The following is a 21,302-nucleotide window of genomic DNA, read 5'->3' as shown; positions in this document are numbered from 1 at the left end:
CGCCGGGATAGAGTGTCAGGTTAATGGTCAGTGCCGGTTCCGGCACTGTCACCCCGACAGATCTATTCAAGACCTAATTTTATCAGTGCCTGTTCAGCCGCTGCCTGCTCAGCTTTACGACGGCTGGAGCCGACGCCGACAACCGGCTCGGCCATGCCACTCACCTGACAGTGAATGGTGAATTCCTGATCGTGGGCTTCGCCACGTACCTGTACCACCAGATAGCTTGGCAGTGGCAGATGACGTCCCTGCAGATACTCCTGCAGGCGCGTTTTCGGATCTTTTTGTTTGTCGCCAGGACTGATTTCGTCGAGGCGGGTCTGATACCAGTCGAGGATCAGCTGCTCTACCCGCTCAATACTGCTGTCGAGGAAGATACCGCCAATCAGCGCTTCCACCGTATCCGCCAGGATCGATTCACGACGGAAACCGCCGCTTTTCAGCTCACCGGGTCCCAGGCGCAGGCACTCGCCAAGATCAAATTCGCGTGCCATTTCAGCCAGCGTATTGCCCCGCACCAGCGTGGCGCGCATGCGGCTCATGTCACCTTCATCAACCCGCGGGAAGCGGTGATAAAGGGCATTAGCAATCACATAGCTAAGAATAGAATCGCCAAGAAATTCCAGGCGTTCGTTGTGCTTACTGCTGGCGCTGCGGTGAGTCAGGGCCTGCTGTAACAGTTCCGAATGAGTAAAAGTGTAGCCCAGTTTGCGCTGAAGCTTGTTAATCAGGATGGGGTTCATGCGATTCCAGTTCTTTGTTGCGTCTGTGACTCTGCATACCAAACGGGGCTGGTAATCCAACACGTTCCGTTTGGTGTGCAGTGGCCTCCCTGAGGAGGCCACCCGATTTGCCTGTTAATCAGACAATAATGTTAGTGGATACCACCGATGCGACTGAATCGCACGCCGGTTGGCCACTGGCCTTCTTGTTTCTCAAAGCTCATCCAGATAGCGACCGCTTTACCGACCAGATTACGCTCCGGGACAAAGCCCCAGTAGCGGCTGTCGGCGCTGTTATCACGGTTGTCGCCCATCATGAAGTATTGCCCTTTCGGCACGACCCAGCTCGCCTGCGGCTGACCCGGCTGCTGATAATACATGCCTGCCTGACTCTGCGCTTCGTTTACCAGCAGAATGTCATGCGTCACGTTACCAATTGTCTCTTTGCGGGTTCCCAGGCGCAAACCACCGCGCAGGGTATCGCCCTGCGGCACCTGATAAAAACCGTTGCCGGTTTCGTTGCCATCAAAGCCGCTAAAGGTCTGAACAAAGTTGCTTGGCTCAACGTCGGTGTAAGTTACCGCTAACGCTGTGTCACAGGCTTTATCATCGGAGCAGGTCGGTTTCACCGTCAGCGTTTTGCTGTAAGGATCATAAATGACTTTGTCGCCCGGCAGGCCGATAACGCGCTTAATGTAATCCAGGCTCGGATCTTTCGGGTATTTAAATACCGCGATATCGCCGCGCTTCGGCTGACCGGTTGGGATCAGCGTCGTCTGGGTGATCGGATCCTTGATGCCGTAAGCAAACTTCTCCACCAGGATAAAGTCACCAATCAGCAGCGTCGGCATCATCGAGCCAGAGGGAATCTGGAACGGTTCGTAGATAAACGAACGCACGATGAAAACCACGGCCAGCACCGGGAACACGGATGCGGTGGTTTCAACCCAGCCTGGCTTTGCAGCGACCTTCGCCAGCGTTTTGCTGTCGAGCGCGTTACCGGTCTGGGCCTGAGCCTCAGCCTGTTTCGCGCGACGCGCGGGTGCCCATTTAAAACGATCAATTACCCATACGATGCCAGTAATCAGCGTCGCTATCGCCAGAATCAGGGCGAACATATTAGCCATTGGAAATCCTTATTTGCTGTCCTTACCGACATGCAGAATGGCGAGAAACGCTTCCTGTGGCAGCTCAACGTTACCAACCTGCTTCATTCGCTTCTTACCATCTTTCTGCTTCTGCAACAGTTTCTTCTTACGGCTGACGTCACCGCCATAACACTTGGCGAGAACGTTTTTACGCAGCTGTTTCACCGTTGAACGCGCGATAATGTGGTTGCCGATTGCAGCCTGAATCGCAATATCAAACTGCTGACGCGGGATGAGCTCTTTCATTTTCTCAACCAGATCGCGTCCGCGATAAGGCGCGTTGTCACGGTGGGTAATCAGCGCCAGCGCATCCACACGCTCAGAGTTAATCAGTACGTCAACACGTACCATGTCTGAAGGCTGGAAACGTTTAAAGTTGTAATCCAGCGAGGCATAACCGCGCGAAGTTGATTTCAGACGGTCAAAGAAGTCGAGTACCACTTCAGCCATCGGAATTTCGTAAGTCAGTGCCACCTGATTGCCGTGGTAAACCATGTTGGTCTGCACGCCACGCTTCTCAATACAGAGCGTGATGACGTTGCCCAGATACTCCTGTGGCAGCAGCATGTGACATTCGGCAATCGGTTCACGCAGCTCTTCGATATTGTTCAGTGCCGGCAGCTTGGATGGGCTGTCGACATGAACGATTTCGCCGCTGGTCGTCACGACTTCATACACCACCGTCGGTGCGGTAGTGATCAGATCGAGATCGTATTCGCGCTCCAGACGCTCCTGGATGATCTCCATGTGCAGCAGACCGAGGAAGCCGCAGCGGAAACCAAAGCCCAGCGCCGTTGAGCTTTCTGGCTCATAAAACAGCGAGGCGTCGTTCAGGCTCAGCTTACCGAGCGCATCACGGAACGCTTCATAGTCGTCAGAGCTGATTGGGAACAGACCAGCGTAAACCTGTGGCTTCACTTTTTTAAAGCCCGGCAGCGCTTTGTCTGCCGGGTTACGTGCGGTAGTCAGCGTATCGCCCACGGGTGCGCCGAGGATATCTTTGATGGCGCAGACCAGCCAGCCTACTTCACCGCAGTTCAGCTCATTACGATCAACCCGTTTCGGGGTGAAGATACCCAGGCGGTCAGCGTTATAAACCTGGCCGGTGCTCAGGACTTTGATCTTGTCGCCTTTGCGCATGGTGCCGTTTTTCACGCGCACCAGGGAAACAACACCCAGGTAGTTATCGAACCAGGAGTCGATAATCAGTGCCTGCAGCGGCGCTTCCGGATCGCCTTCTGGCGGCGGAATGTCGCGCACTAAGCGTTCCAGCACTTCCGGAACGCCGACGCCGGTTTTGGCTGAGCAGCGCACCGCGTCAGTTGCATCAATGCCGACGATATCTTCAATTTCCTGTGCGGCGCGATCGGGATCGGCAGCGGGCAGGTCAATTTTGTTCAGAACCGGCACCACTTCCAGATCCATCTCCATCGCGGTGTAGCAGTTCGCCAGTGTCTGCGCTTCAACACCCTGACCGGCATCCACCACCAGCAGCGCACCTTCGCAGGCGGCCAGTGAGCGGGAAACTTCATAAGAGAAGTCTACGTGGCCTGGGGTATCGATGAAATTGAGCTGGTAAGTTTGGCCGTCTTTCGCGTGGTAATCGAGTGTGACGCTCTGTGCTTTGATGGTGATGCCACGCTCGCGCTCCAGATCCATAGAGTCAAGAACCTGCGCAGCCATTTCACGAGCGGTGAGGCCGCCGCAAATCTGAATCAGGCGGTCAGAGAGCGTAGATTTGCCATGGTCGATATGAGCGATGATGGAGAAATTTCTTATGTGCTTCATTTATTGGGATATCTTCGCTTAAAATTCAGTTGAAAACCTGAGCACAGACACATTCAGGAAGATCGCTCTTTACCCACAATCCTGTCAGCCTCATTAATGACGACGCATATTACACTGTTAACGCCGCGCATAAAAGAATGGAACGTGGTGGAAGCGAAACAGATATCTGCGCGAGGCAGAACAGACAAAGGCCGCGGGATGCGCGGCCTGGACGTGCGTTACGCTTCGCTTTCAACACGCAGCGCATCGGGAGGCAAGGCGATGTTCAGAATGACCGGCTGAAAGGCTTCCCGATCGCCGAATTTCATTGAAACGCCTTTGGCGACAATAAAACCCCCGATACCGCCCAGCAGCGCACCGCAGGCGGCGGCCAGATCGCTGCTGAACAGCGCCTGAAACAGCCCGGAAACAAGGAACAGGCCAAACAGCGGCGTCATGTAGACCAGCAACGCTGAACCCAGCAGGCTGCTCTCTTTGATACCGAGTTCGATCCGCTGCCCCGGCTGCAGCGGCTTGCTGCTGGCGATTTGCATCACGTGGGCATTCTTCGGACCGAGTTTATTCAGCATATGGCTGCCACAGCCTTTACGCGCCTGGCAGCTGTTGCAGGAGGTTTTTGCTTCGGTGTGCAGCGTGGCGATGCCATCCTGCCATGCCACCACGGTGGCCCATTCTCTCATCATTTTTGTGACCCCAGGTCGATGCTGTCCGCAATACGTTTTGCGGTCGAGGGCGGTAATTCGCCGATCACCGCTATTTCGTTATTATTGCGCACAACGGTCTGGACCGTACGACGCCCAGTGCGCAATGTCTGCGTTGTGCTGGTTTTATCGGCCGGCGTCACGTTGATAGCGAAACTAAACAGGCCATCGCTGTAGAGCTTCGATTCCATATTTTTATTCAGACCGGGTAGCGTGCGGCGATTCTGCGACACCAGCGACATACCGGCAGGTATCCAGCCTGGCTGCCAGGTGAGCGTAACCGCATCCCCTTTCGGCACGGAAAGCGACGGTGGCAGATTGGCTTTCTCCAGCCCCTGCATCAGATTGCGCACCCCTTCGTCCACCGCAAAGCTGATGACGCGGAACTGCTCCAGCGTTTCGCCGTCACGATCGAGCAGGTCGATGCGCAGCGGCAGCTTGGTGTCCACATCCAGCCAGACCACATAGCTGTAACGGGTGCCATCGCGTGACACGATGCGCAACACATCACACATCTGATCGGCAATGCGCGAGCGGCCTACGGTAATAAAATCATAGGCTGTGGCGAGCTTGGTGAAGTCAGCAAAAATCACCGACGGCAAAGCATCGATAATGTGATTGCCGGGGAGCGAAAAGGGATCGAGGCCGGGTTCGAAGTAACTGATATCGTTGCCGCGCTGGATCACTTCCCGACGTGGCCCGTCCATCTGCAACAGCTGCGCGAATATCCGGTTATCGATTACAGCATGACGATAACGCAGCGATTCGATGCCGATGCGGGAGACGTTGATATAGGCGAATTCGTAGTTGAGGTTCTGACTTGCCTGCTCCATCTGCTGCAATAGCGCCCCGGACGCAGAAGGTTGCGCCGGGGCGGCAGATGACCACAACAGGCTGCCTGTCAGCAGGCTAACAGCATACCAAAGCGGCTTCATTACTGCTGTTGCTGTCCTAATGATTGATTTCCGGGAACATCAACCTGCGCCTGTTTTGGCGCAGAGGTTTCAAACTGCAGCTGGTCAGCGTGCAGGCGACGTTGCAGTTCGTAATCCTGCAGCATGGCATTTACGCGACGACGCTGGTCCTGAACCTGCTGGTTAGAACTGTTGGTGTCAAATGCATCAGACGGCACGCCCAGGCTCACCGGAGACGCTTTGCCCATCATCGGCATCGTATTGAACACCGGAGAGTCAGAGGTCTGCGTGGCGCTGCCCTCAGGCTGGTTATAGTGCTGAACGCCTACGATCACGGCCAGTGAAACACAGGCAGCGACACCGACCTGGGTCAGTTGCGCAGCCCACGGGCGCGCTTTTTTCCAGAACGGCATTTTTTCCCAGCGGGAAGGTTCTGGCTGAGCTTCAGGGATCAGCGTTGTAACCGTACGCAACGGTTCTTTTTCGATGGCAGCAGCGACGCGCGCAGAAATATCAAAATGCAGGACATCGCCCACATCACCGCGCATGGTATCGCGAATGAGATGATAGCTTGCCCAGCTTTTCTGTAATTCTGCGTCCTTAGACAAGGCGGAAAACAGCTCGTTATCTAAGGTCTCACCATCCATTAAAGCGGAAAGTTTTTCTTTCTGCATGCCTATGTACCCTTCCAGTAGCCGTTATCACTGACGTTGGATAAGCGGTTGAACTTTGTTATCAATGGCCTCTCGCGCACGAAAGATACGTGATCGAACAGTGCCTACCGGGCAATCCATAATGACGGCGATCTCTTCATAACTCAGACCGTCCAGTTCCCTGAGGGTGATTGCCATACGCAAGTCCTCGGGTAGCGCCTCGATGGTACGAAAGACAATTTGTTTCAATTCTTCTGACAACATTAAGTTCTCAGGGTTCGAAATTTCTTTTAATGCACCCGCACTTTCGAAATTTTCCGCGTCAATAGCATCCACATCGCTGGATGGCGGACGACGCCCCTGAGCAACCAGGTAATTTTTCGCTGTATTTACCGCAATGCGGTACAGCCAGGTATAAAACGCGCTATCGCCCCGGAATGAATCCAGTGCGCGATACGCTTTAATAAACGATTCCTGTACTACATCAGGTACGTCGCCCGAGGGAACATAGCGTGAAACCAGGCTCGCCACTTTATGCTGGTAACGAATCACCAGTAAGTTGAAAGCTTTTTGATCTCCCTTCTGTACGCGCTCGACAAGGACCTGGTCCGTCAACTGCTCGCTCATCCGAGGTAATGTCTCCCCAAATTTTTCATACGCATAAAGTAACTGCCAGCACATCTCATGGTTCTGAGCAAGCATGCGCTTAGAGTTGTGATGTGGTGCGAAGTTCACTTCTCGCCCTGATATTTACCGCTCCGATGGACATTACACAGGTTCTTCGTTTTCGTTCAGTGTAAGGAGCGTAAATCGCAGGCAGAGTAACCTATGACAACAGCTTTTTCATCATTAAATCCTTTAGGTTTAATAAGTTTGCTATAAAAAACCGCGCCAAAAGCAGTCCGGTTTTAACTCACTGATATTAAGTAACTTTGGGAAATCATCAGACAAAAACCTGCGCCAGATGTTTAAAATACTTCACAGCAACCCCCATTGCGCTTATGCTCAGCCCTATTCTTGTTTAGTAAATTAAACATTATGATGAATGCGAACCCGGATTATCAGTGTGATGTACTCATTGTGGGCAGCGGTGCTGCTGGCCTGTCGCTGGCGTTACGGCTGGCAAAACAGTACCAGGTGACAGTTCTCAGTAAAGCGCAGGTCAATGAGGGGTCAACCCTTTACGCCCAGGGCGGTATTGCTGCGGTATTTGATGAGACTGACAGCATCGAGTCACACATCGAAGATACGCTGATTGCCGGAGCAGGATTATGCGACCGTGAAGCCGTCTCGTTTATCGCCAGTAATGCCCGGCATTGCGTGCAGTGGCTGATCGACAACGGTGTCGCCTTTGATCTCGATCCGCAGGCGGCCGGCGACATGCGTTATCACCTGACGCGGGAAGGCGGCCACAGTCATCGCCGTATCCTGCACAGCGCTGACGCCACCGGCCATGCGGTTGAAACGACGCTGGTTAGCCAGGCGTTGAGCCATCCCAATATCCGGATACTGGAACGCACCAACGCGGTCGATCTGATTCTTTCAGATAAAATCGGCCTGCCAGGCCCACGCCGTGTAGTAGGCGCGTGGATCTGGAACCGTAATCGCGAACAGGTGGAAACCTGTCGGGCACGGGCCGTGGTGGTTGCAACTGGCGGTGCCGCCAAGGTCTATCAATATACGACTAACCCCGACATCGCCTCCGGTGACGGGATCGCGATGGCCTGGCGTGCCGGCTGCCGGGTTGCCAATCTGGAATTTAACCAGTTCCACCCGACCTGCCTGTTTCATCCGCAGGCGCAGAATTTCCTGTTAACCGAAGCGTTACGCGGAGAAGGTGCCTGGCTGTTGCGTCCCGATGGCAGCCGTTTCATGCCCGATTTCGATGAGCGTGCCGAACTCGCCCCGCGCGATATCGTCGCCCGGGCCATCGATCATGAGATGAAGCGGCTGGGCGTTGACTGTATGTATCTGGACATCAGCCACCAGCCTGAGGAGTTTGTTCGCGCGCACTTCCCGATGATCTATGAGAAGTTGCTGACCTTTGGCTTTGACCTCACCAAAGAACCCATCCCGATTGTGCCTGCCGCGCACTATACCTGTGGCGGCGTGGTCGTCGATCAGCATGGCCAGACCGACGTCAGTGGCCTCTATGCCATCGGTGAGGTGAGTTATACCGGCCTGCACGGCGCTAACCGCATGGCATCCAATTCGCTGCTGGAGTGTCTGGTTTATGGCTGGTCCGCCGCAGAGGAGCTGATTCGCACCCTGCCCGCCATTGAAGCCGTTACTGCGCTACCCGCATGGGATGAAAGTCAGGTTGATGACGCCGATGAGCGCGTGGTGATCCAGCATAACTGGCACGAGCTGCGGTTATTCATGTGGGACTACATGGGAATCGTCCGCACGACCCGGCGGCTGGAGCGGGCGCTGCGTCGCATCAACCTGCTTCAGCAGGAGATCGATGAATATTATCGTCATTTCCGCCTCTCCAATAATCTGCTGGAGCTACGGAATCTGGTGCAGGTCGCTGACCTGATGGTGCGCTGTGCGCTGGAGCGAAAAGAGAGTCGCGGCCTGCACTATATCCGCGACTACCCGGATTTACTGCCCGAGGCGCGGCCAACCATCCTGACGCCGCCGGACTACATAAAAAGGTAGAACTCCCGCGTCAGACTACACCACTCATCAGAATAGCGGGTGTCCGGCGTGCGGATAGCGAGACGCTCAAGCAGGGTTTCACCGGCCTGCGGCGACAGCCCCAGCAGAACGCGGTGCGGCGGACGATGGGCATATTCCGCCACGTCCAGCCGGAAACGCAGATGCCAGCCATCCGCCTGCGCCAGGGCGATGAATTCCTGGCCGGTCGCGGTGGGCAGCACCACGCAGAACATCCCCTCTTCTTCAATCAGTAATGCAGCACTGCGTAACAGTGTCTGATGATCGAGCGAGGCCGTGGCACGGGCGCTGTCCCGTGCCGCAGTAGAACAGGCCACGCCAGGCGCAAAATAAGGCGGATTGCTGACGATTAGCGAGTAACGTTTGTCGCACTGTTCAGCCCAGTCGGCGATATCACGCTGATGAACCTGAATACGTTCAGGCCACGGCGACTGCTGCACATTCTCCTGCGCCTGAAGCGCGGCTTGCGGTTCTAACTCAACCGCATCGATGTTGACCGGCGACGGCGTACGCTGCGCCAGCATCAGCGCGATAAGCCCGCTGCCGCTGCCAATATCCAGAATACGTTTTACCCCGGCAACCGGCGCCCAGGCCCCAAGCAGAATGGCATCGGTGCCCACTTTCATCGCACAGCGATCGTGCGCGACAAAAAATTGTTTAAAGGTAAAACCGTTCTTGTTTAACTGTGGCCGTTCACGCGGCTTATCCTGCATCATTCGTCACTACCATCGTTTTTTTCCTGCCGTACGGCAGCGCATGAGTGTAACGTGACAACAGAGGGAATTCACGCGGCAGACAACCCCAGGCGCAGCCGAAACGGATTAACAGATGAAGATTCAGTCTGATCTGTCTATAATCAGCGCCCCAAACTGAGGTAGACCATGACAGTAACCACATTTTCCGAACTCGAACTCGACGAAAGCCTGCTACAAGCGTTGCAGGAAAAAGGCTTTACGCGCCCAACAGTGATCCAGGCTGCTGCAATTCCGCCCGCGCTGGAGGGCCGTGACGTTCTGGGTTCGGCACCTACAGGGACCGGGAAAACCGCCGCGTATCTGTTACCGGCGTTGCAGCACCTCCTTGATTTTCCGCGTAAGAAATCTGGCCCGCCACGCATCCTGATTGTGACCCCGACCCGCGAACTGGCGATGCAGGTCGCCGATCATGCGCGTGAGCTGGCGAAACATACCCATCTGGACATCGCCACCATCACTGGCGGCGTGGCTTATATGAACCATGCCGAAGTGTTCAGCGAAAACCAGGACATCGTGGTCGCCACCACCGGCCGTCTGCTGCAGTACATCAAAGAAGAGAACTTTGACTGCCGCGCAGTAGAAACCCTGGTGCTGGATGAAGCGGACCGCATGCTCGATATGGGCTTTGCCCAGGATATCGAAACCATCGCGGCTGAAACGCGCTGGCGCAAGCAAACTCTGCTGTTCTCTGCCACGCTGGAAGGCGACAATATCCGTGACTTCGCCGAGCGTCTGCTGAACGATCCGGTTGAGCTGGAAGCGGACCCAAGCCGCCGTGAGCGCAAAAAGATCCAGCAGTGGTACTACCGCGCTGACGATCTGCAGCACAAGACCAAATTACTGATCCATCTGCTGAAACAGCCGGATGTGACGCGCAGCATCGTCTTCGTGCGTAAGCGTGAACGTCTGCATGAGCTGGTGAGCTGGCTGCACGAAGCGGGGATTCGTAGCAGCTATCTTGAAGGCGAAATGGTGCAGGCAAAGCGTAACGAAGCGATTAAACGTCTGAGTGAAGGCCGCGTTAACGTGCTGGTTGCGACGGATATCGCCGCGCGCGGCATTGACGTTGAAGATGTCAGTCACGTCTTCAACTATGACATGACGCGCACCGCTGATACCTATCTGCACCGCATCGGGCGTACCGGTCGTGCGGGCCGTAAAGGCATCGCCATCTCACTGGTTGAAGCGCACGATTTCGTGCTGCTGGGCAAAATCACCCGCTATGTGAACGAGCCGATCAAAGCGCGCGTGATTGATGAGCTGCGTCCTGAGACGCGGGCGCCAAGTGCCAAAACGACCGGCAAACCGTCGAAAAAGGTTCTGGCGAAGCGTGCAGAGCAGAAAGCCAGTGAAACAGAAAAACCGCGAGTGAAAAAACGCCATCGTGATGCCAAAAATGTCGGCAAACGCCGCAAGGCAAGCGGCAGTACGCCAGCTAACGAGAATGCGGAATAAATCATCGCAGCCATAAAAAAATCGCCTCACAGGAGGCGATTTTTTTTATCTGATAATCAGTAACAGCCCTTTCACAATCTTTTGTCTGCCAGAGCGCTTTCTTCATGACACTGGCATCAGCGTGCCGGGAAGTTAACTGTTTATCTTATTCATAATATTAATAAAAATTGCTGTGTGCGCTTTGCGCTAATTTTCAGCAACCGATAACTCAGGCTGCTCAAAGACTTTCAGTAAAGGTACGGGTAATCACGTCGCGCTGCTGCTCAGGCGTCAGTGAGTTAAAACGCACGGCATAGCCTGAAACGCGGATGGTCAGCTGCGGATAGTTTTCAGGATGTTTAACTGCATCTTCCAGCGTTTCGCGGCGCAGAACGTTGACGTTCAGATGCTGTCCACCTTCAACACGTACCTGAGGTTTGATTTCAACCGGCACTTCACGGTAAGCGAATTCGCCCAGCTCGCTGATGGCGACAACCTGATCTTCTTCGTAGCCCGCTTTTGCACACAGGCAACGCGCTTCGGCTTTCTCTTCGTCCAGCAGCCAGAAGGAGTTCAGTAGTTGTGAATTGTTTGATTGAGTGATCTGGATACCAGTGATCATGATTGCGTCTCCCGGGTAATACGTGGATAAATCAAATTTGAGGCCCCGGTATATCACCTTTGATTTCGGACAGTTTTGACCTGTATCAATATTAATCAGGCATTCCGGCCGCTTTTAAGCTAACCCGTTGATCTCAATACCCCTGACACCTAAACTTAATTTGTATTATTCAAATTATTTTTGCCTTCAGGTCAGCGGCAGGAACCGCTAAGCTTATGGCACTAACGTTAAGGGAGTTAAACATGGCTGAAAAGCTGACCTGGCACGACGTGCTGGCTGAAGAGAAAGAGAAACCCTATTTTATCGAGACGCTGAAGCAGGTCGCCGATCAACGCGCCGCAGGTGTCACGGTCTATCCGCCGCAGAAAGATGTGTTCAACGCCTTTCGCCTGACGGAGCTGGGCGACGTCAACGTCGTGATACTCGGTCAGGATCCCTATCACGGGCCTCATCAGGCGCACGGCCTGGCCTTCTCGGTACTGCCCGGCGTCCAGGTGCCGCCCTCGCTGCAAAATATCTATAAAGAGCTGATGCAGGATATTCCAGGCTTTCAGAAGCCCAGTCACGGCTTTCTTGAGAGCTGGGCAAAACAGGGCGTGATGTTGCTGAACACCGTGTTGACGGTTGAGGCGGGCAAAGCGCATTCCCATGCGCGATTTGGCTGGGAAACCTTTACGGATAATGTGATTGCGGCGATTAACCAGCACTGTGAAGGGATGATTTTTCTGCTGTGGGGTTCACATGCGCAGAAGAAAGGCAGCATTATCGATCGCCAGCGCCATCACGTGTTGCAGGCTCCGCATCCCTCGCCGCTCTCCGCGCACCGTGGCTTTTTCGGCTGCAAACACTTTTCAACAACCAATGAGCTGCTGAGCGCTGCCGGTAAAAAGCCGGTGGACTGGACGCCGGTTTTACCTGACTAACGCCAGAAAGCACACGGCCGCGTAAGTGCGCGGCCGTGTAACGGGATTCAGGCGTTGAATCAGCTTTTAGCTTTGGAAACCGCAACCATCGCCGGGCGCAGCAGGCGGCCATTCAGCGTATAGCCACGCTGCATCACCAGCATGACATGGTTTGGCTCAAACTCTTCAGACTCCATCATCGACATCGCCTGATGCACTTCCGGGTTAAACGGCACGCCGGTTTCGCCGACCACTTCAACACCGAATTTACGCACGGCGCCCAGCAGGCCTTTCAGGGTCAGTTCAATCCCTTCAATCATCGAAGCCAGCTGTGGATCCTCTTTGTTCGCCACTTCCAGCGCACGTTCCAGACTGTCGATCACCGGCAGCAGTTCGTTGGCAAACTTCTCAAGCGCAAATTTGTGCGCCTTCTCAACGTCCATCTCGGCACGACGACGAATGTTCTCAATCTCTGCCTGCGCACGCAGCTGGGCATCGCGCACACCGGTCTGCGACTGCGCTAATTCAGCTTCGAGCTGAGCAATACGCTCATCACGCGGATCCACCTCTGCCGCTGTCTCCGCTTCCTGAGGTTGCTGCTGATCCTGCTGAATTTCGTCTGAGACTTGCTCGTTTGGGGTGTTCTGTTCTTTACTACTCATGAATTTCTCCGCGTTTTGCACATTCATTTCGCTGGTTGGCTTATTATGGGGATTGGTATGACGGATTCAAGGGAACCTATCACATTGCCTTACCGTTTTGGCTTATAAGGAACACCGACCAGATGAACAAACACTTTAACTGCATTGGTATTGTGGGTCATCCGCGCCATCCCACCGCGTTAACCACGCATGAGATGCTCTGGCGCTGGCTGACAGCCAAAGGTTATCAAGTGATCGTTGAGAAGCAAATTGCGCAGGAGCTGTCGCTTCACGACGTGCAGACGGGCACGCTGGCGGAGATTGGTCAGCAGGCCGATTTAGCGGTCGTGGTGGGCGGTGATGGCAATATGCTGGGCGCAGCACGAGTGCTGGCGCGCTACGACATTAAAGTGATTGGGATTAACCGCGGTAATCTCGGCTTTCTCACCGACCTTGACCCGGACAATGCGCAGCAGCAGCTGGATGAGGTGCTACAGGGCAACTATTTCGTCGAGAGCCGCTTTCTGCTGGAAGCGCAGGTGTGCAAATCTGACTGCTCGCCGCGCATTGGCTCCGCTATCAACGAAGTGGTGCTGCATCCCGGCAAAGTCGCGCACATGATCGAATTTGAAGTCTACATTGATGAAGTGTTCGCCTTCTCCCAGCGCTCGGATGGGCTGATTATTTCGACACCCACCGGCTCGACCGCCTATTCACTCTCTGCGGGCGGCCCGATTCTGACGCCGTCACTCGAAGCAATTGTGCTGGTGCCGATGTTCCCGCATACGCTGTCAGCGCGGCCACTGGTCATCAACAGCAGCAGTACCATCCGTTTGCGCTTTTCCTCGCGCCGCAGCGACCTGGAAATCAGCTGTGACAGCCAGATTGCGCTGCCGATTCAGGAAGGCGAGGATGTACTGATTCGACGCAGCGCCAATCACCTGAACCTGATTCACCCCAAAAACTACAGCTATTTCAATACACTGAGTTCAAAACTGGGCTGGTCAAAAAAATTGTTCTGAAATGCGGCATCACCTCTTTACTGGATAAAAAACCAGTTTATACTGTATGAAAAACCATATGTGTTTATTCATACAGGTGAACCTATGCTGGCCCAACTGACCATCAGTAATTTCGCTATCGTTCGTGAGCTCGACATTGATTTTCAACGCGGCATGACAGCAATCACTGGTGAGACCGGTGCCGGTAAGTCTATCGCGATTGATGCGCTGGGATTATGTCTGGGTGGTCGTGCTGATGCCGACATGGTGCGTCAGGGCGCCAGCCGGGCCGACCTCTGCGCCCGATTTCAGCTCAAATCTTCCCCTTCTGCTCAGCGCTGGCTGATTGATAATCATCTGGACGATGGCAACGAATGTCTGCTGCGCCGGGTTATCAGCGCTGACGGACGTTCCCGCGGCTTTATCAACGGCACGGCGGTGCCGCTCTCTCAGCTGCGCGATCTCGGCCAGTTACTGATTCAGATCCACGGCCAGCATGCCCATCAGCTTCTGCTCAAACCAGACCATCAGAAACATCTGCTGGATGCCTATGCCGGTCACGACGAGCTGCTGCAGCAAATGCGCGCCAGCTATCAGACCTGGCATCAGAGCTGCCGCACCCTGGCGCTGCATCAGCAGCAGGCGCAGGAGCGCGAATCCCGCCGCGAGTTGTTGCAGTATCAGCTAAAAGAGCTGAACGACTTCGCTCCGCAGCAGGGTGAATATGAGCAGATCGACGAAGAATACAAGCGTCTGGCCAACAGCGGACAGCTGCTGTCGACCAGCCAGCAAGCACTGCAACTGTTAGCAGACAGCGATGACAATAATCTCAACAGCCTGCTCTACAGCGCACGTGAGATGATTTCAGAATTGACCTCACTGGATGAGAAGCTGAATGGCGTTCACAACCTGCTGGAAGAGGCGGCGATTCAGCTGAGCGAAGCCAGCGATGAGCTGCGCCACTACTGCGACAGCCTCGATCTGGACCCTAACCGCCTGTACGAACTGGAACAGCGTATTTCGCGCCAGATCGCCTTAGCCCGTAAGCATCACGTTACTCCTGAAGGGCTGCCTGAACTGCATCAGCAACTGCTGGCAGAAGCGGAACTGCTGTCTCAGCATGAGAGCGATCAGGAGAGCCTGCAATCACTGGTGAGTGAACACTATCAGGCAGCGTTGCAAAGCGCAGAGCAGCTGCACCAGCAGCGCAGCCACTATGCCGATGAGTTGCAGCTGCTGATTACCCAGAGTATGCATCTGCTCTCAATGCCGCATGGCCAGTTTAAAATCGCGCTGACCTTTAATCCGGATCAGCTGACCGCAGACGGTGCGAGCCGCGTTGATTTCCAGGTGACGACTAACCCAGGTCAGCCACTGCAGCCGCTGGGCAAAGTCGCTTCGGGCGGTGAACTGTCACGTATCGCCCTGGCGATTCAGGTCATCACCGCGAAGAAAATGGAAACGCCAGCGATGATTTTCGATGAAGTGGATGTCGGCATCAGCGGCCCGACCGCCGCCGTGGTGGGTAAACTGTTGCGCCAGCTTGGCGAATCGACTCAGGTGATGTGCGTAACCCACCTGCCGCAGGTTGCCGGTTGTGGTCATCAGCATTTTTATGTCAGCAAAGAGACCGATGGTGCGATGACCGAGACTCATATGCAGCCGCTGGACAAGCGTGCTCGTCTGCAGGAACTGGCGCGACTGCTGGGTGGCAGCGAGGTCACACGCAACACCCTGGCCAACGCAAAAGAACTTTTAGCCGCATAGCAGCGCACTTTTTTAACCGGCTGGGGTCATAAGCTTGCTCTGTAGAGGTTTCCAATAGCGAAAAGGTTTATTATCATCGGCACTTATGTCGCCAAAGTAATAAAGCCTGCCGCAGGCAGAGTTCAGATTTTGATGGCAAGAAAACCGCCTGTAAAAGGCGTTTGGCCCCGGAAAAGGAATGTATAGATGCGCTGTAAAACGCTGACTGCCGCGGCAGTAGTAATGTTGATGATGACCGCCGGATGTTCCACCTTAGAGCGCGTGGTCTATCGTCCTGATATCAACCAGGGTAACTATCTGGTAGCTAACGACGTAGCCAAGATCCATACCGGTATGACACAGCAACAGGTGGCTTACACCCTCGGTACGCCGATGATGAAAGACCCGTTTGGCAGCAACGTATGGTATTACGTGTTCCGTCAGGAGCCAGGTCATGAGCGCGTGAAACAGCAGACGCTGACGCTGAACTTTGATGGCAACGGTGTTCTGACTAACATCGACAATAAGCAGAATCTGGCCAGAAACAGCGACTGATTGAACGTAAGACCGTTTAAACAACAGACAGCAAAAAGGCGCACTGAGCGCCTTTTTTTATGCCCGCTATCCACTGAGCCTGACAGGATAGCGACTTATTTTTTGCTTTCTGCCGCTCGCTCTGCGCGCTGACGGCGCAGCTCTTTGGGATCGGCAATCAGCGGACGATAGATCTCAATACGATCGCCCTCATTAACCTCATCACCCAGCTTCACTGGCCGACTGTAGATGCCGACTTTGTTACTGGTGAGGTCAATCTCCCGACGCAGTTCCAGTAGCCCTGACTTTTGGATGGCCTGCTCTACCGTACTGCCCTGCTCCACTTTCACGTAAAGCTGATACTGTTTTTCAGGTAAGGCGTAGACCACCTCAACGGAGATCTCAGGCACTGTAGACCTCTTTGGCACGCTGAGTGAAAGCCTGCACCATGCTGTTGGCAAGCTCTTTGAAGATACGTCCAAAGGCCATCTCTACCAGCATGTTGGTGAATTCAAACTCCAGGCTTAATTCAACCTTGCAGGCGTCATCGCCCAGCGAGACGAACTTCCAGCCGCCGGTCAGCTTGCGGAACGGTCCATCAACCAGTTGCATATGGATGCTCTGGTTATCTGTCAGGGTATTGCGGGTGGTAAATGTCTTGCTGATGCCCGCTTTCGACACATCCACGGACGCAGTCATCTGATTATCTGACGCATCCAGCACGCGGCTTCCGGTGCAACCCGGCAGGAATTGCGGATAGGCATCCACATCATTTACAAGTTTGTACATCTGCCCGGCACTAAACGGGACCAGCGCCGAACGACTAATCTGAGCCATAATGGTTCCTGTTCATCACGAAACCGCTGAATAATAGCATTTTCAGCGATTAAACAAAAATGTCCCCGAGTGAGGGTGTGCTAGAATATCCCGTTTCCTGCCGCCCCGCTGGACTGGGGATGCGATAACCGACTAAGTGATGTAAAATACGCCGCACTATGACAAAGAAAAAAGCACACAAACCCGGTTCTGCCACTGTTGCCATGAACAAACGCGCCCGTCACGAGTACTTCATTGAAGAGGAGTACGAAGCGGGATTGTCGTTACAAGGATGGGAAGTTAAGTCACTTCGTGCTGGTAAAGCCAACATCAGCGACAGCTATATTCTGCTGCGCGATGGCGAAGCCTTTCTGTTCGGTTCAACCTTTCAACCCTTAGCCGTTGCCTCCAGCCACGTGGTCTGTGACCCAACGCGCAGCCGTAAGCTGCTGCTGAAGCAACGTGAACTCGACTCCCTGTATGGCCGCGTCAACCGCGAAGGCTACACCATCGTGGCGCTGTCGCTGTACTGGAAGAACGCCTGGTGCAAACTGAAGATTGGTGTTGCACGCGGTAAAAAAGAGCACGACAAGCGCGATGATATCAAAGACCGCGAATGGCAATTAGACAAAGCACGTATCATGAAGAATTCAAAGCGTTAAGCACTGGATTTTGAGTTGTTTTGTTGTTAGTATTTGAAGTTCTGGGGCTGATTCTGGACTCGACGGGATTGTGAAGCCTTAGGAGCATGCCGAGGGGCGGTTTGCCTCGTAAAAAGCCGCAAAAAAATAGTCGCAAACGACGAAAACTACGCACTAGCAGCTTAATAACCTGCTTAGAGCCTTCTCTCCCTAGCTTCCGCTCTTAAGACGGGGATCAAGAGAAGTCAAACCCAAAAGAGATCGCGTGGATGCCTTGCCTGGGGTTGAAGCGTTAAATCCAATCAGGCTAGTCTGTTAGTGGCGTGTCTGTTCGCAGCTAACCGGCGAATGTAAAAACTGACTAAGCATGTAGTGCCGACGGTGTAGTAATTTCGGACGCGGGTTCAACTCCCGCCAGCTCCACCAAAATTCTTGGTTGATGGTTACCAGAACCATCATCGAAGTCCTGAGAGCCCGCAAGGTGAAAACCTTGCGGGCTTTTTTGTGTCTTTAATTTGCCCAGCATAGTCTGCAGCCAGCTAATTAAATCCGAACTTTTTAAGCACCTCATAAAGCTTTATTGTTTTGAGGTGCCTAAAACTATGGAAACCCGGCAATGGCAAGACAAACTAAACCTCTCTCCGTTAAGGAACTCGAATCTGCCAAACCCAAGGAAGCGGACTATGTGCTCTATGATGGCAATGGCCTTGAGCTACTGATCAAATCCAGCGGAAGTAAAATCTGGCAATTTCGCTACATTCGCCCCGTCACCAAGAAGCGAGCGAAAAAGAGCATTGGCTCCTACCGGTCAGTTACCCTTGCTGATGCACGAAGCTATCGGGCAGAGTCCCGCTCACTCCTGGCCAAACAGATTGATCCGCAGGAACATCAGCAAGAACAACTTCGCAGTTCGCTTGAAGCCAAAACTAATACTTTCCAACTCGTGGCTGAACGTTGGTGGAATGTGAAGAAAGCCAGTGTGACCTAGGACTATGCAGAGGATATTTGGCGGTCTCTGAAAGAGATCTCTTTCCTGCGGTTGGTGACGTCAGCGTTACAGATATCAAAGCTCATACTCTGGTTCAGGCCGTCCAACCGGTTCAGGCCTGAGGAGCGCTGGAAACAGTTCGTCGCCTTTGCCAACGTATCAACGAAGTCATGATATATGCCCAGAACACAGGCCTGATTGATGCTGTTCCCAGCGTCAATATTGGCAAGGCATTCGAGAAGCCGCAGAAGAAAAACATGCCCAGTATTCGTCCGGAACAGCTGCCTCAGTTAATGCAGACGATGCGAACGGCCAGCATTAGCCTTTCAACAAGGTGTCTGTTCATGTGGCAGCTTCTTACCATCACCCGCCCTGCTGAAGCGGCTGAGGCTCGTTGGGATGAGGTAGACATGGAGGCACGAGAATGGAAGATCCCTGCATCGCGCATGAAGATGAACCGTGACCACACAGTTACTTTGTCAGATGAGGCAATAGCTGTTTTGGAAATGATGAAGCCGTTAAGTGGCAATCGGGAATTCATATTTCCCAGCCGTATCAAACCTAATCAGCCGATGAATAGCCAAACAGTTAATGCCGCACTGAAGCGTGCTGGCTTAGGTGGAGTACTCGTATCACATGGTTTGCGATCTATCGCCAGTACAGCCCTAAATGAACAAGGCTTCCCACCTGATGTTATTGAGGCGGCACTTGCTCATGTGGATAAGAATGAGGTTCGCCGCGCTTATAACCGCAGTGATTACCTGAAACAGCGTCGACCTATGATGCAATGGTGGGCGAATTGTGTTCAAGCGACAGACCGTGGAAGTATTATTGAAGGTGGGTCTAAAGGCATTAAATTACTATCTATGCCCTAACTGCATCGCGCCCAGATATTGGGCGCGATGCAGACTCACCGGCCACTTCATGCCAAGAGCGGAAGTTTCTAACATTGTGGCGCATTATTAGCGAGGAGCAGGTCACTTGCAGCCGGGTAGTATAAAAGCAGAATGGAAAGTGAAACTCAGACCGATTTGATGATTCAGCCCTCAGGGAATAAGCAGCCTGAAGGTACGGGGACTATAAAGATACATCCATGCAGTTATAAGCCTCACTGACACCCGCATGGCTCATGGCACAGGCCTTTAAAATAATCAGCGCGTGGTGCATCAGAAGTTCACTTCGCTCAGGCTCAAACCAGCGATCATTAAACTTCCCGCCGTGGAAAAGGTTGTTTCGTATTCTGCGTATTAACAGCAGGACCAGCTGCGCCTTACTTGTGCTCTGTACGGGGCTTTCATCCCACGCTAGTTCACCGTTTCTGACGATCTGCTTTTTGGGAGGATGACTCAGAATGTAGTCAATAGCGCCGGCCAGTTCTGTGGTTCCGGGCGAAGCGATGATGTCATCAACCTCAGCCGCATAGCGATCCCAGTTGGCCTTTGCTGCCCCGTCCCCCTGCGTAAAACCCGTCATTTTGAGGCAGAATTCATATCGTGCAAATTCGATGAAAAACTCATAGCACAGGCTATTAAGTCGGGATCCAGCGGTAACCATCATTCTTCCCTCTAATGTGTCTTTTTGCCGTTATCAGCAAAACGAAGTGCAGTAGAATTAATCACCGAGATACTTCCGTCGCTCATTCCAAGTAAGCTTTGACAGCATGGGGCAGGGATTCAGCGCAAAATTTACCAACTCCGGGTCAGCCATCTCCCAGAACCGTTTGTAAGCCTCTACAATATTTTGCACGAGTGCCAGGATATCCTGGAACTGAATGTCCAGCCGGTCCAGAATAGACGTAAAATGATGCTCCATCATTTCATTCCCGTCGTGGCTGTTCCATTTTTCATTACGGATGACTGCCTCAACCGTAAGCACATTCCAACTGAGACCAAGAAAATAACTCAATTTTTGCATCCGCGAATAAACACCACGCAACTGACGCTCGTACTTATGCTTTCCGAAGTTTTCCACATCGAATGTGCCATCGCCGTCTACGGGCATATGTCCGTCACGTCCGTAACGCCAGAAAAGCTTCACAAAGTCACGATGGACCTGAATCACAGAAGGCAAGTCGTGGTCCATACGTCGCAGGGCTTTACCAACCTGGTAGTCATTGAACGCTTTCTCCTGGGTTAAGAGGTCGGCTGAAGTGAAGGTGAAGCTGAGTGATTCTGAGGTGCTCAGAATATATCTGTCTGGATCCCGTCGAATTTCGTGCTCAATTGATTTCGAGTAAATCATGCCGGATACGGTATCAACCAGAACAATTACGACAGGTGCTTCATAACTGCGCCAGAGCCTCAGCGTACTCCGTTTAACGGAAACGCTATGGCTGCCCTGATTGCTCATATTTCCGGTGGAGGTGCCTTTAAGCTGAATCCCCACAATCTGCCCCGTAACCTGATTGCCCTGGCTGGTGAACTCAAGTAGAAAATCAATGCCGTAGTCATTTTCAGACAGCTCCCGCAGCATCCATTCAGGCGGAATAGCGCTCCGGAGCATGCTTTTAGCTGTACTGTCAGTCACGTGGGAGTGATGCCGCTGCGGGTACGCATTATCGTCCATAATCACCCTTTATGAAGCGTGTCAGAGACCTTAAACAGGTTTGCCGGTGCAG

The 21,302-nt window shown here is 53.5% G+C and carries 21 protein-coding genes, 1 other RNA gene and 1 pseudogene; 9 read left to right on the top strand and 14 right to left on the bottom strand.

The genetic code is table 11. From position 1 onward, the window contains the following. Positions 1–62: 62 nt before the first annotated feature. The 7 genes from rnc to rpoE all read right to left on the bottom strand — a co-directional run bounded on the left by rnc (position 63) and on the right by rpoE (position 6,553). Positions 63–743 carry a ribonuclease III gene (gene rnc, locus ACVKSX_RS21240; protein WP_010257656.1) on the bottom strand — a complete coding sequence of 227 codons (681 nt, stop codon included), beginning with the start codon at positions 741–743 and terminating at the stop codon, positions 63–65. Positions 744–874: 131 nt separating this feature from the next. Continuing rightward, positions 875–1,849: a signal peptidase I gene (gene lepB, locus ACVKSX_RS21235; protein WP_010257658.1), complete on the bottom strand. Its 975-nt coding sequence runs from the start codon at positions 1,847–1,849 to the stop codon at positions 875–877. A 9-nt stretch (positions 1,850–1,858) separates the two neighbouring features. Next, positions 1,859–3,658, bottom strand: a complete 1,800-nt coding sequence (gene lepA, locus ACVKSX_RS21230; protein WP_010257661.1) for a translation elongation factor 4 — start codon at positions 3,656–3,658, stop codon at positions 1,859–1,861. Positions 3,659–3,876: 218 nt separating this feature from the next. Continuing rightward, positions 3,877–4,341, bottom strand: coding sequence for a SoxR-reducing system protein RseC (gene rseC / locus ACVKSX_RS21225; RefSeq protein WP_010257664.1), 465 nt, complete (start codon positions 4,339–4,341; stop codon positions 3,877–3,879). Continuing rightward, positions 4,338–5,294, bottom strand: coding sequence for a sigma-E factor regulatory protein RseB (gene rseB, locus ACVKSX_RS21220; RefSeq protein ID WP_010257666.1), 957 nt, complete (start codon positions 5,292–5,294; stop codon positions 4,338–4,340). Before rseB ends, rseC begins: the two co-directional genes overlap by 4 nt. After that, positions 5,294–5,947, bottom strand: coding sequence for an anti-sigma-E factor RseA (rseA, locus tag ACVKSX_RS21215; RefSeq protein WP_307379008.1), 654 nt, complete (start codon positions 5,945–5,947; stop codon positions 5,294–5,296). Before rseA ends, rseB begins: the two co-directional genes overlap by 1 nt. Before the next feature lie 27 nt (positions 5,948–5,974). Then, positions 5,975–6,553, bottom strand: coding sequence for an RNA polymerase sigma factor RpoE (gene rpoE / locus ACVKSX_RS21210; protein WP_010257669.1), 579 nt, complete (start codon positions 6,551–6,553; stop codon positions 5,975–5,977). A 414-nt stretch (positions 6,554–6,967) separates the two neighbouring features. Between rpoE and nadB the strand changes: the two genes are divergently transcribed. Then, positions 6,968–8,587, top strand: coding sequence for an L-aspartate oxidase (nadB, locus tag ACVKSX_RS21205; RefSeq protein WP_010671303.1), 1,620 nt, complete (start codon positions 6,968–6,970; stop codon positions 8,585–8,587). Here the strand turns inward: nadB and trmN are convergent. Next, the gene (gene trmN, locus ACVKSX_RS21200) at positions 8,572–9,321 is read right to left on the bottom strand and encodes a tRNA(1)(Val) (adenine(37)-N(6))-methyltransferase TrmN (RefSeq protein WP_010257673.1); all 750 of its coding nucleotides are present in this window, start codon (positions 9,319–9,321) and stop codon (positions 8,572–8,574) included. The genes nadB and trmN overlap by 16 nt on opposite strands. Positions 9,322–9,486: 165 nt before the next feature. Between trmN and srmB the strand changes: the two genes are divergently transcribed. After that, positions 9,487–10,815: an ATP-dependent RNA helicase SrmB gene (gene srmB / locus ACVKSX_RS21195; RefSeq protein ID WP_010257676.1), complete on the top strand. Its 1,329-nt coding sequence runs from the start codon at positions 9,487–9,489 to the stop codon at positions 10,813–10,815. 217 nt (positions 10,816–11,032) lie between these two features. On the opposite strand, the gene grcA is transcribed toward srmB, so the two are convergent. After that, entirely contained in the window at positions 11,033–11,416 is a 384-nt protein-coding gene (gene grcA, locus ACVKSX_RS21190; RefSeq protein WP_010672180.1) for an autonomous glycyl radical cofactor GrcA, read from the bottom strand. A gap of 242 nt (positions 11,417–11,658) precedes the next feature. Between grcA and ung the strand changes: the two genes are divergently transcribed. Continuing rightward, entirely contained in the window at positions 11,659–12,339 is a 681-nt protein-coding gene (gene ung, locus ACVKSX_RS21185; RefSeq protein WP_187494674.1) for a uracil-DNA glycosylase, read from the top strand. Positions 12,340–12,398: 59 nt separating this feature from the next. On the opposite strand, the gene grpE is transcribed toward ung, so the two are convergent. Next, the gene (gene grpE / locus ACVKSX_RS21180; RefSeq protein ID WP_010257683.1) at positions 12,399–12,980 is read right to left on the bottom strand and encodes a nucleotide exchange factor GrpE; all 582 of its coding nucleotides are present in this window, start codon (positions 12,978–12,980) and stop codon (positions 12,399–12,401) included. Positions 12,981–13,102: 122 nt separating this feature from the next. On the opposite strand from grpE, the gene nadK reads away from it, so the two are divergent. The 3 genes from nadK (at position 13,103) to bamE (ending at position 16,261) form a co-directional block, all read left to right on the top strand. After that, entirely contained in the window at positions 13,103–13,981 is an 879-nt protein-coding gene (gene nadK / locus ACVKSX_RS21175) for an NAD(+) kinase (protein WP_010257685.1), read from the top strand. 84 nt (positions 13,982–14,065) lie between these two features. Further along, positions 14,066–15,727, top strand: a complete 1,662-nt coding sequence (gene recN / locus ACVKSX_RS21170) for a DNA repair protein RecN (protein ID WP_346449921.1) — start codon at positions 14,066–14,068, stop codon at positions 15,725–15,727. Between the two features lie 186 nt (positions 15,728–15,913). Next, positions 15,914–16,261, top strand: a complete 348-nt coding sequence (gene bamE, locus ACVKSX_RS21165) for an outer membrane protein assembly factor BamE (protein WP_010672176.1) — start codon at positions 15,914–15,916, stop codon at positions 16,259–16,261. A gap of 95 nt (positions 16,262–16,356) precedes the next feature. Here bamE and ACVKSX_RS21160 read toward each other — a convergent pair whose 3' ends face one another. Beyond that, positions 16,357–16,650 (bottom strand): RnfH family protein, encoded by a 294-nt coding sequence (locus ACVKSX_RS21160; protein WP_010257690.1) that lies wholly within the window; start codon positions 16,648–16,650, stop codon positions 16,357–16,359. Continuing rightward, complete coding sequence (locus tag ACVKSX_RS21155) at positions 16,643–17,077, bottom strand: type II toxin-antitoxin system RatA family toxin (RefSeq protein ID WP_010257692.1); 435 nt, start codon at positions 17,075–17,077, stop codon at positions 16,643–16,645. Before ACVKSX_RS21155 ends, ACVKSX_RS21160 begins: the two co-directional genes overlap by 8 nt. Before the next feature lie 158 nt (positions 17,078–17,235). On the opposite strand from ACVKSX_RS21155, the gene smpB reads away from it, so the two are divergent. The 3 genes and pseudogenes from smpB (at position 17,236) to ACVKSX_RS21140 (ending at position 19,560) form a co-directional block, all read left to right on the top strand. Further along, positions 17,236–17,718: an SsrA-binding protein SmpB gene (smpB, locus tag ACVKSX_RS21150; RefSeq protein WP_010257694.1), complete on the top strand. Its 483-nt coding sequence runs from the start codon at positions 17,236–17,238 to the stop codon at positions 17,716–17,718. Positions 17,719–17,761: 43 nt separating this feature from the next. Then, positions 17,762–18,123, top strand: a transfer-messenger RNA (tmRNA) gene (gene ssrA, locus ACVKSX_RS21145). A gap of 190 nt (positions 18,124–18,313) precedes the next feature. After that, positions 18,314–19,560, top strand: a pseudogene (locus ACVKSX_RS21140) (integrase). A 202-nt stretch (positions 19,561–19,762) separates the two neighbouring features. On the opposite strand, the gene ACVKSX_RS21135 reads toward ACVKSX_RS21140, so the two are convergent. Beyond that, complete coding sequence (locus ACVKSX_RS21135; RefSeq protein ID WP_354439545.1) at positions 19,763–20,242, bottom strand: hypothetical protein; 480 nt, start codon at positions 20,240–20,242, stop codon at positions 19,763–19,765. A 54-nt stretch (positions 20,243–20,296) separates the two neighbouring features. After that, the gene (locus ACVKSX_RS21130; protein ID WP_354439547.1) at positions 20,297–21,250 is read right to left on the bottom strand and encodes a DUF4365 domain-containing protein; all 954 of its coding nucleotides are present in this window, start codon (positions 21,248–21,250) and stop codon (positions 20,297–20,299) included. Positions 21,251–21,302 lie beyond the last annotated feature (52 nt).

It is taken from the genome of Pantoea sp. PvP021 (assembly GCF_054056055.1).
This window is presented reverse-complemented; position numbering and strand designations above follow the sequence as displayed.

What these genes read in the sequence shown, in the direction of transcription:
- rnc (WP_010257656.1), bottom strand. Translation starts at nt 743, where the DNA reads ATGAACCCCATCCTGATTAACAAGCTTCAGCGCAAACTGGGCTACACT.
- lepB (WP_010257658.1), bottom strand. Translation starts at nt 1,849, where the DNA reads ATGGCTAATATGTTCGCCCTGATTCTGGCGATAGCGACGCTGATTACT.
- lepA (WP_010257661.1), bottom strand. Translation starts at nt 3,658, where the DNA reads ATGAAGCACATAAGAAATTTCTCCATCATCGCTCATATCGACCATGGC.
- rseC (WP_010257664.1), bottom strand. Translation starts at nt 4,341, where the DNA reads ATGATGAGAGAATGGGCCACCGTGGTGGCATGGCAGGATGGCATCGCC.
- rseB (WP_010257666.1), bottom strand. Translation starts at nt 5,294, where the DNA reads ATGAAGCCGCTTTGGTATGCTGTTAGCCTGCTGACAGGCAGCCTGTTG.
- rseA (WP_307379008.1), bottom strand. Translation starts at nt 5,947, where the DNA reads ATGCAGAAAGAAAAACTTTCCGCTTTAATGGATGGTGAGACCTTAGAT.
- rpoE (WP_010257669.1), bottom strand. Translation starts at nt 6,553, where the DNA reads ATGAGCGAGCAGTTGACGGACCAGGTCCTTGTCGAGCGCGTACAGAAG.
- nadB (WP_010671303.1), top strand. Translation starts at nt 6,968, where the DNA reads ATGAATGCGAACCCGGATTATCAGTGTGATGTACTCATTGTGGGCAGC.
- trmN (WP_010257673.1), bottom strand. Translation starts at nt 9,321, where the DNA reads ATGATGCAGGATAAGCCGCGTGAACGGCCACAGTTAAACAAGAACGGT.
- srmB (WP_010257676.1), top strand. Translation starts at nt 9,487, where the DNA reads ATGACAGTAACCACATTTTCCGAACTCGAACTCGACGAAAGCCTGCTA.
- grcA (WP_010672180.1), bottom strand. Translation starts at nt 11,416, where the DNA reads ATGATCACTGGTATCCAGATCACTCAATCAAACAATTCACAACTACTG.
- ung (WP_187494674.1), top strand. Translation starts at nt 11,659, where the DNA reads ATGGCTGAAAAGCTGACCTGGCACGACGTGCTGGCTGAAGAGAAAGAG.
- grpE (WP_010257683.1), bottom strand. Translation starts at nt 12,980, where the DNA reads ATGAGTAGTAAAGAACAGAACACCCCAAACGAGCAAGTCTCAGACGAA.
- nadK (WP_010257685.1), top strand. Translation starts at nt 13,103, where the DNA reads ATGAACAAACACTTTAACTGCATTGGTATTGTGGGTCATCCGCGCCAT.
- recN (WP_346449921.1), top strand. Translation starts at nt 14,066, where the DNA reads ATGCTGGCCCAACTGACCATCAGTAATTTCGCTATCGTTCGTGAGCTC.
- bamE (WP_010672176.1), top strand. Translation starts at nt 15,914, where the DNA reads ATGCGCTGTAAAACGCTGACTGCCGCGGCAGTAGTAATGTTGATGATG.
- ACVKSX_RS21155 (WP_010257692.1), bottom strand. Translation starts at nt 17,077, where the DNA reads ATGGCTCAGATTAGTCGTTCGGCGCTGGTCCCGTTTAGTGCCGGGCAG.
- smpB (WP_010257694.1), top strand. Translation starts at nt 17,236, where the DNA reads ATGACAAAGAAAAAAGCACACAAACCCGGTTCTGCCACTGTTGCCATG.
- ACVKSX_RS21135 (WP_354439545.1), bottom strand. Translation starts at nt 20,242, where the DNA reads ATGATGGTTACCGCTGGATCCCGACTTAATAGCCTGTGCTATGAGTTT.
- ACVKSX_RS21130 (WP_354439547.1), bottom strand. Translation starts at nt 21,250, where the DNA reads ATGGACGATAATGCGTACCCGCAGCGGCATCACTCCCACGTGACTGAC.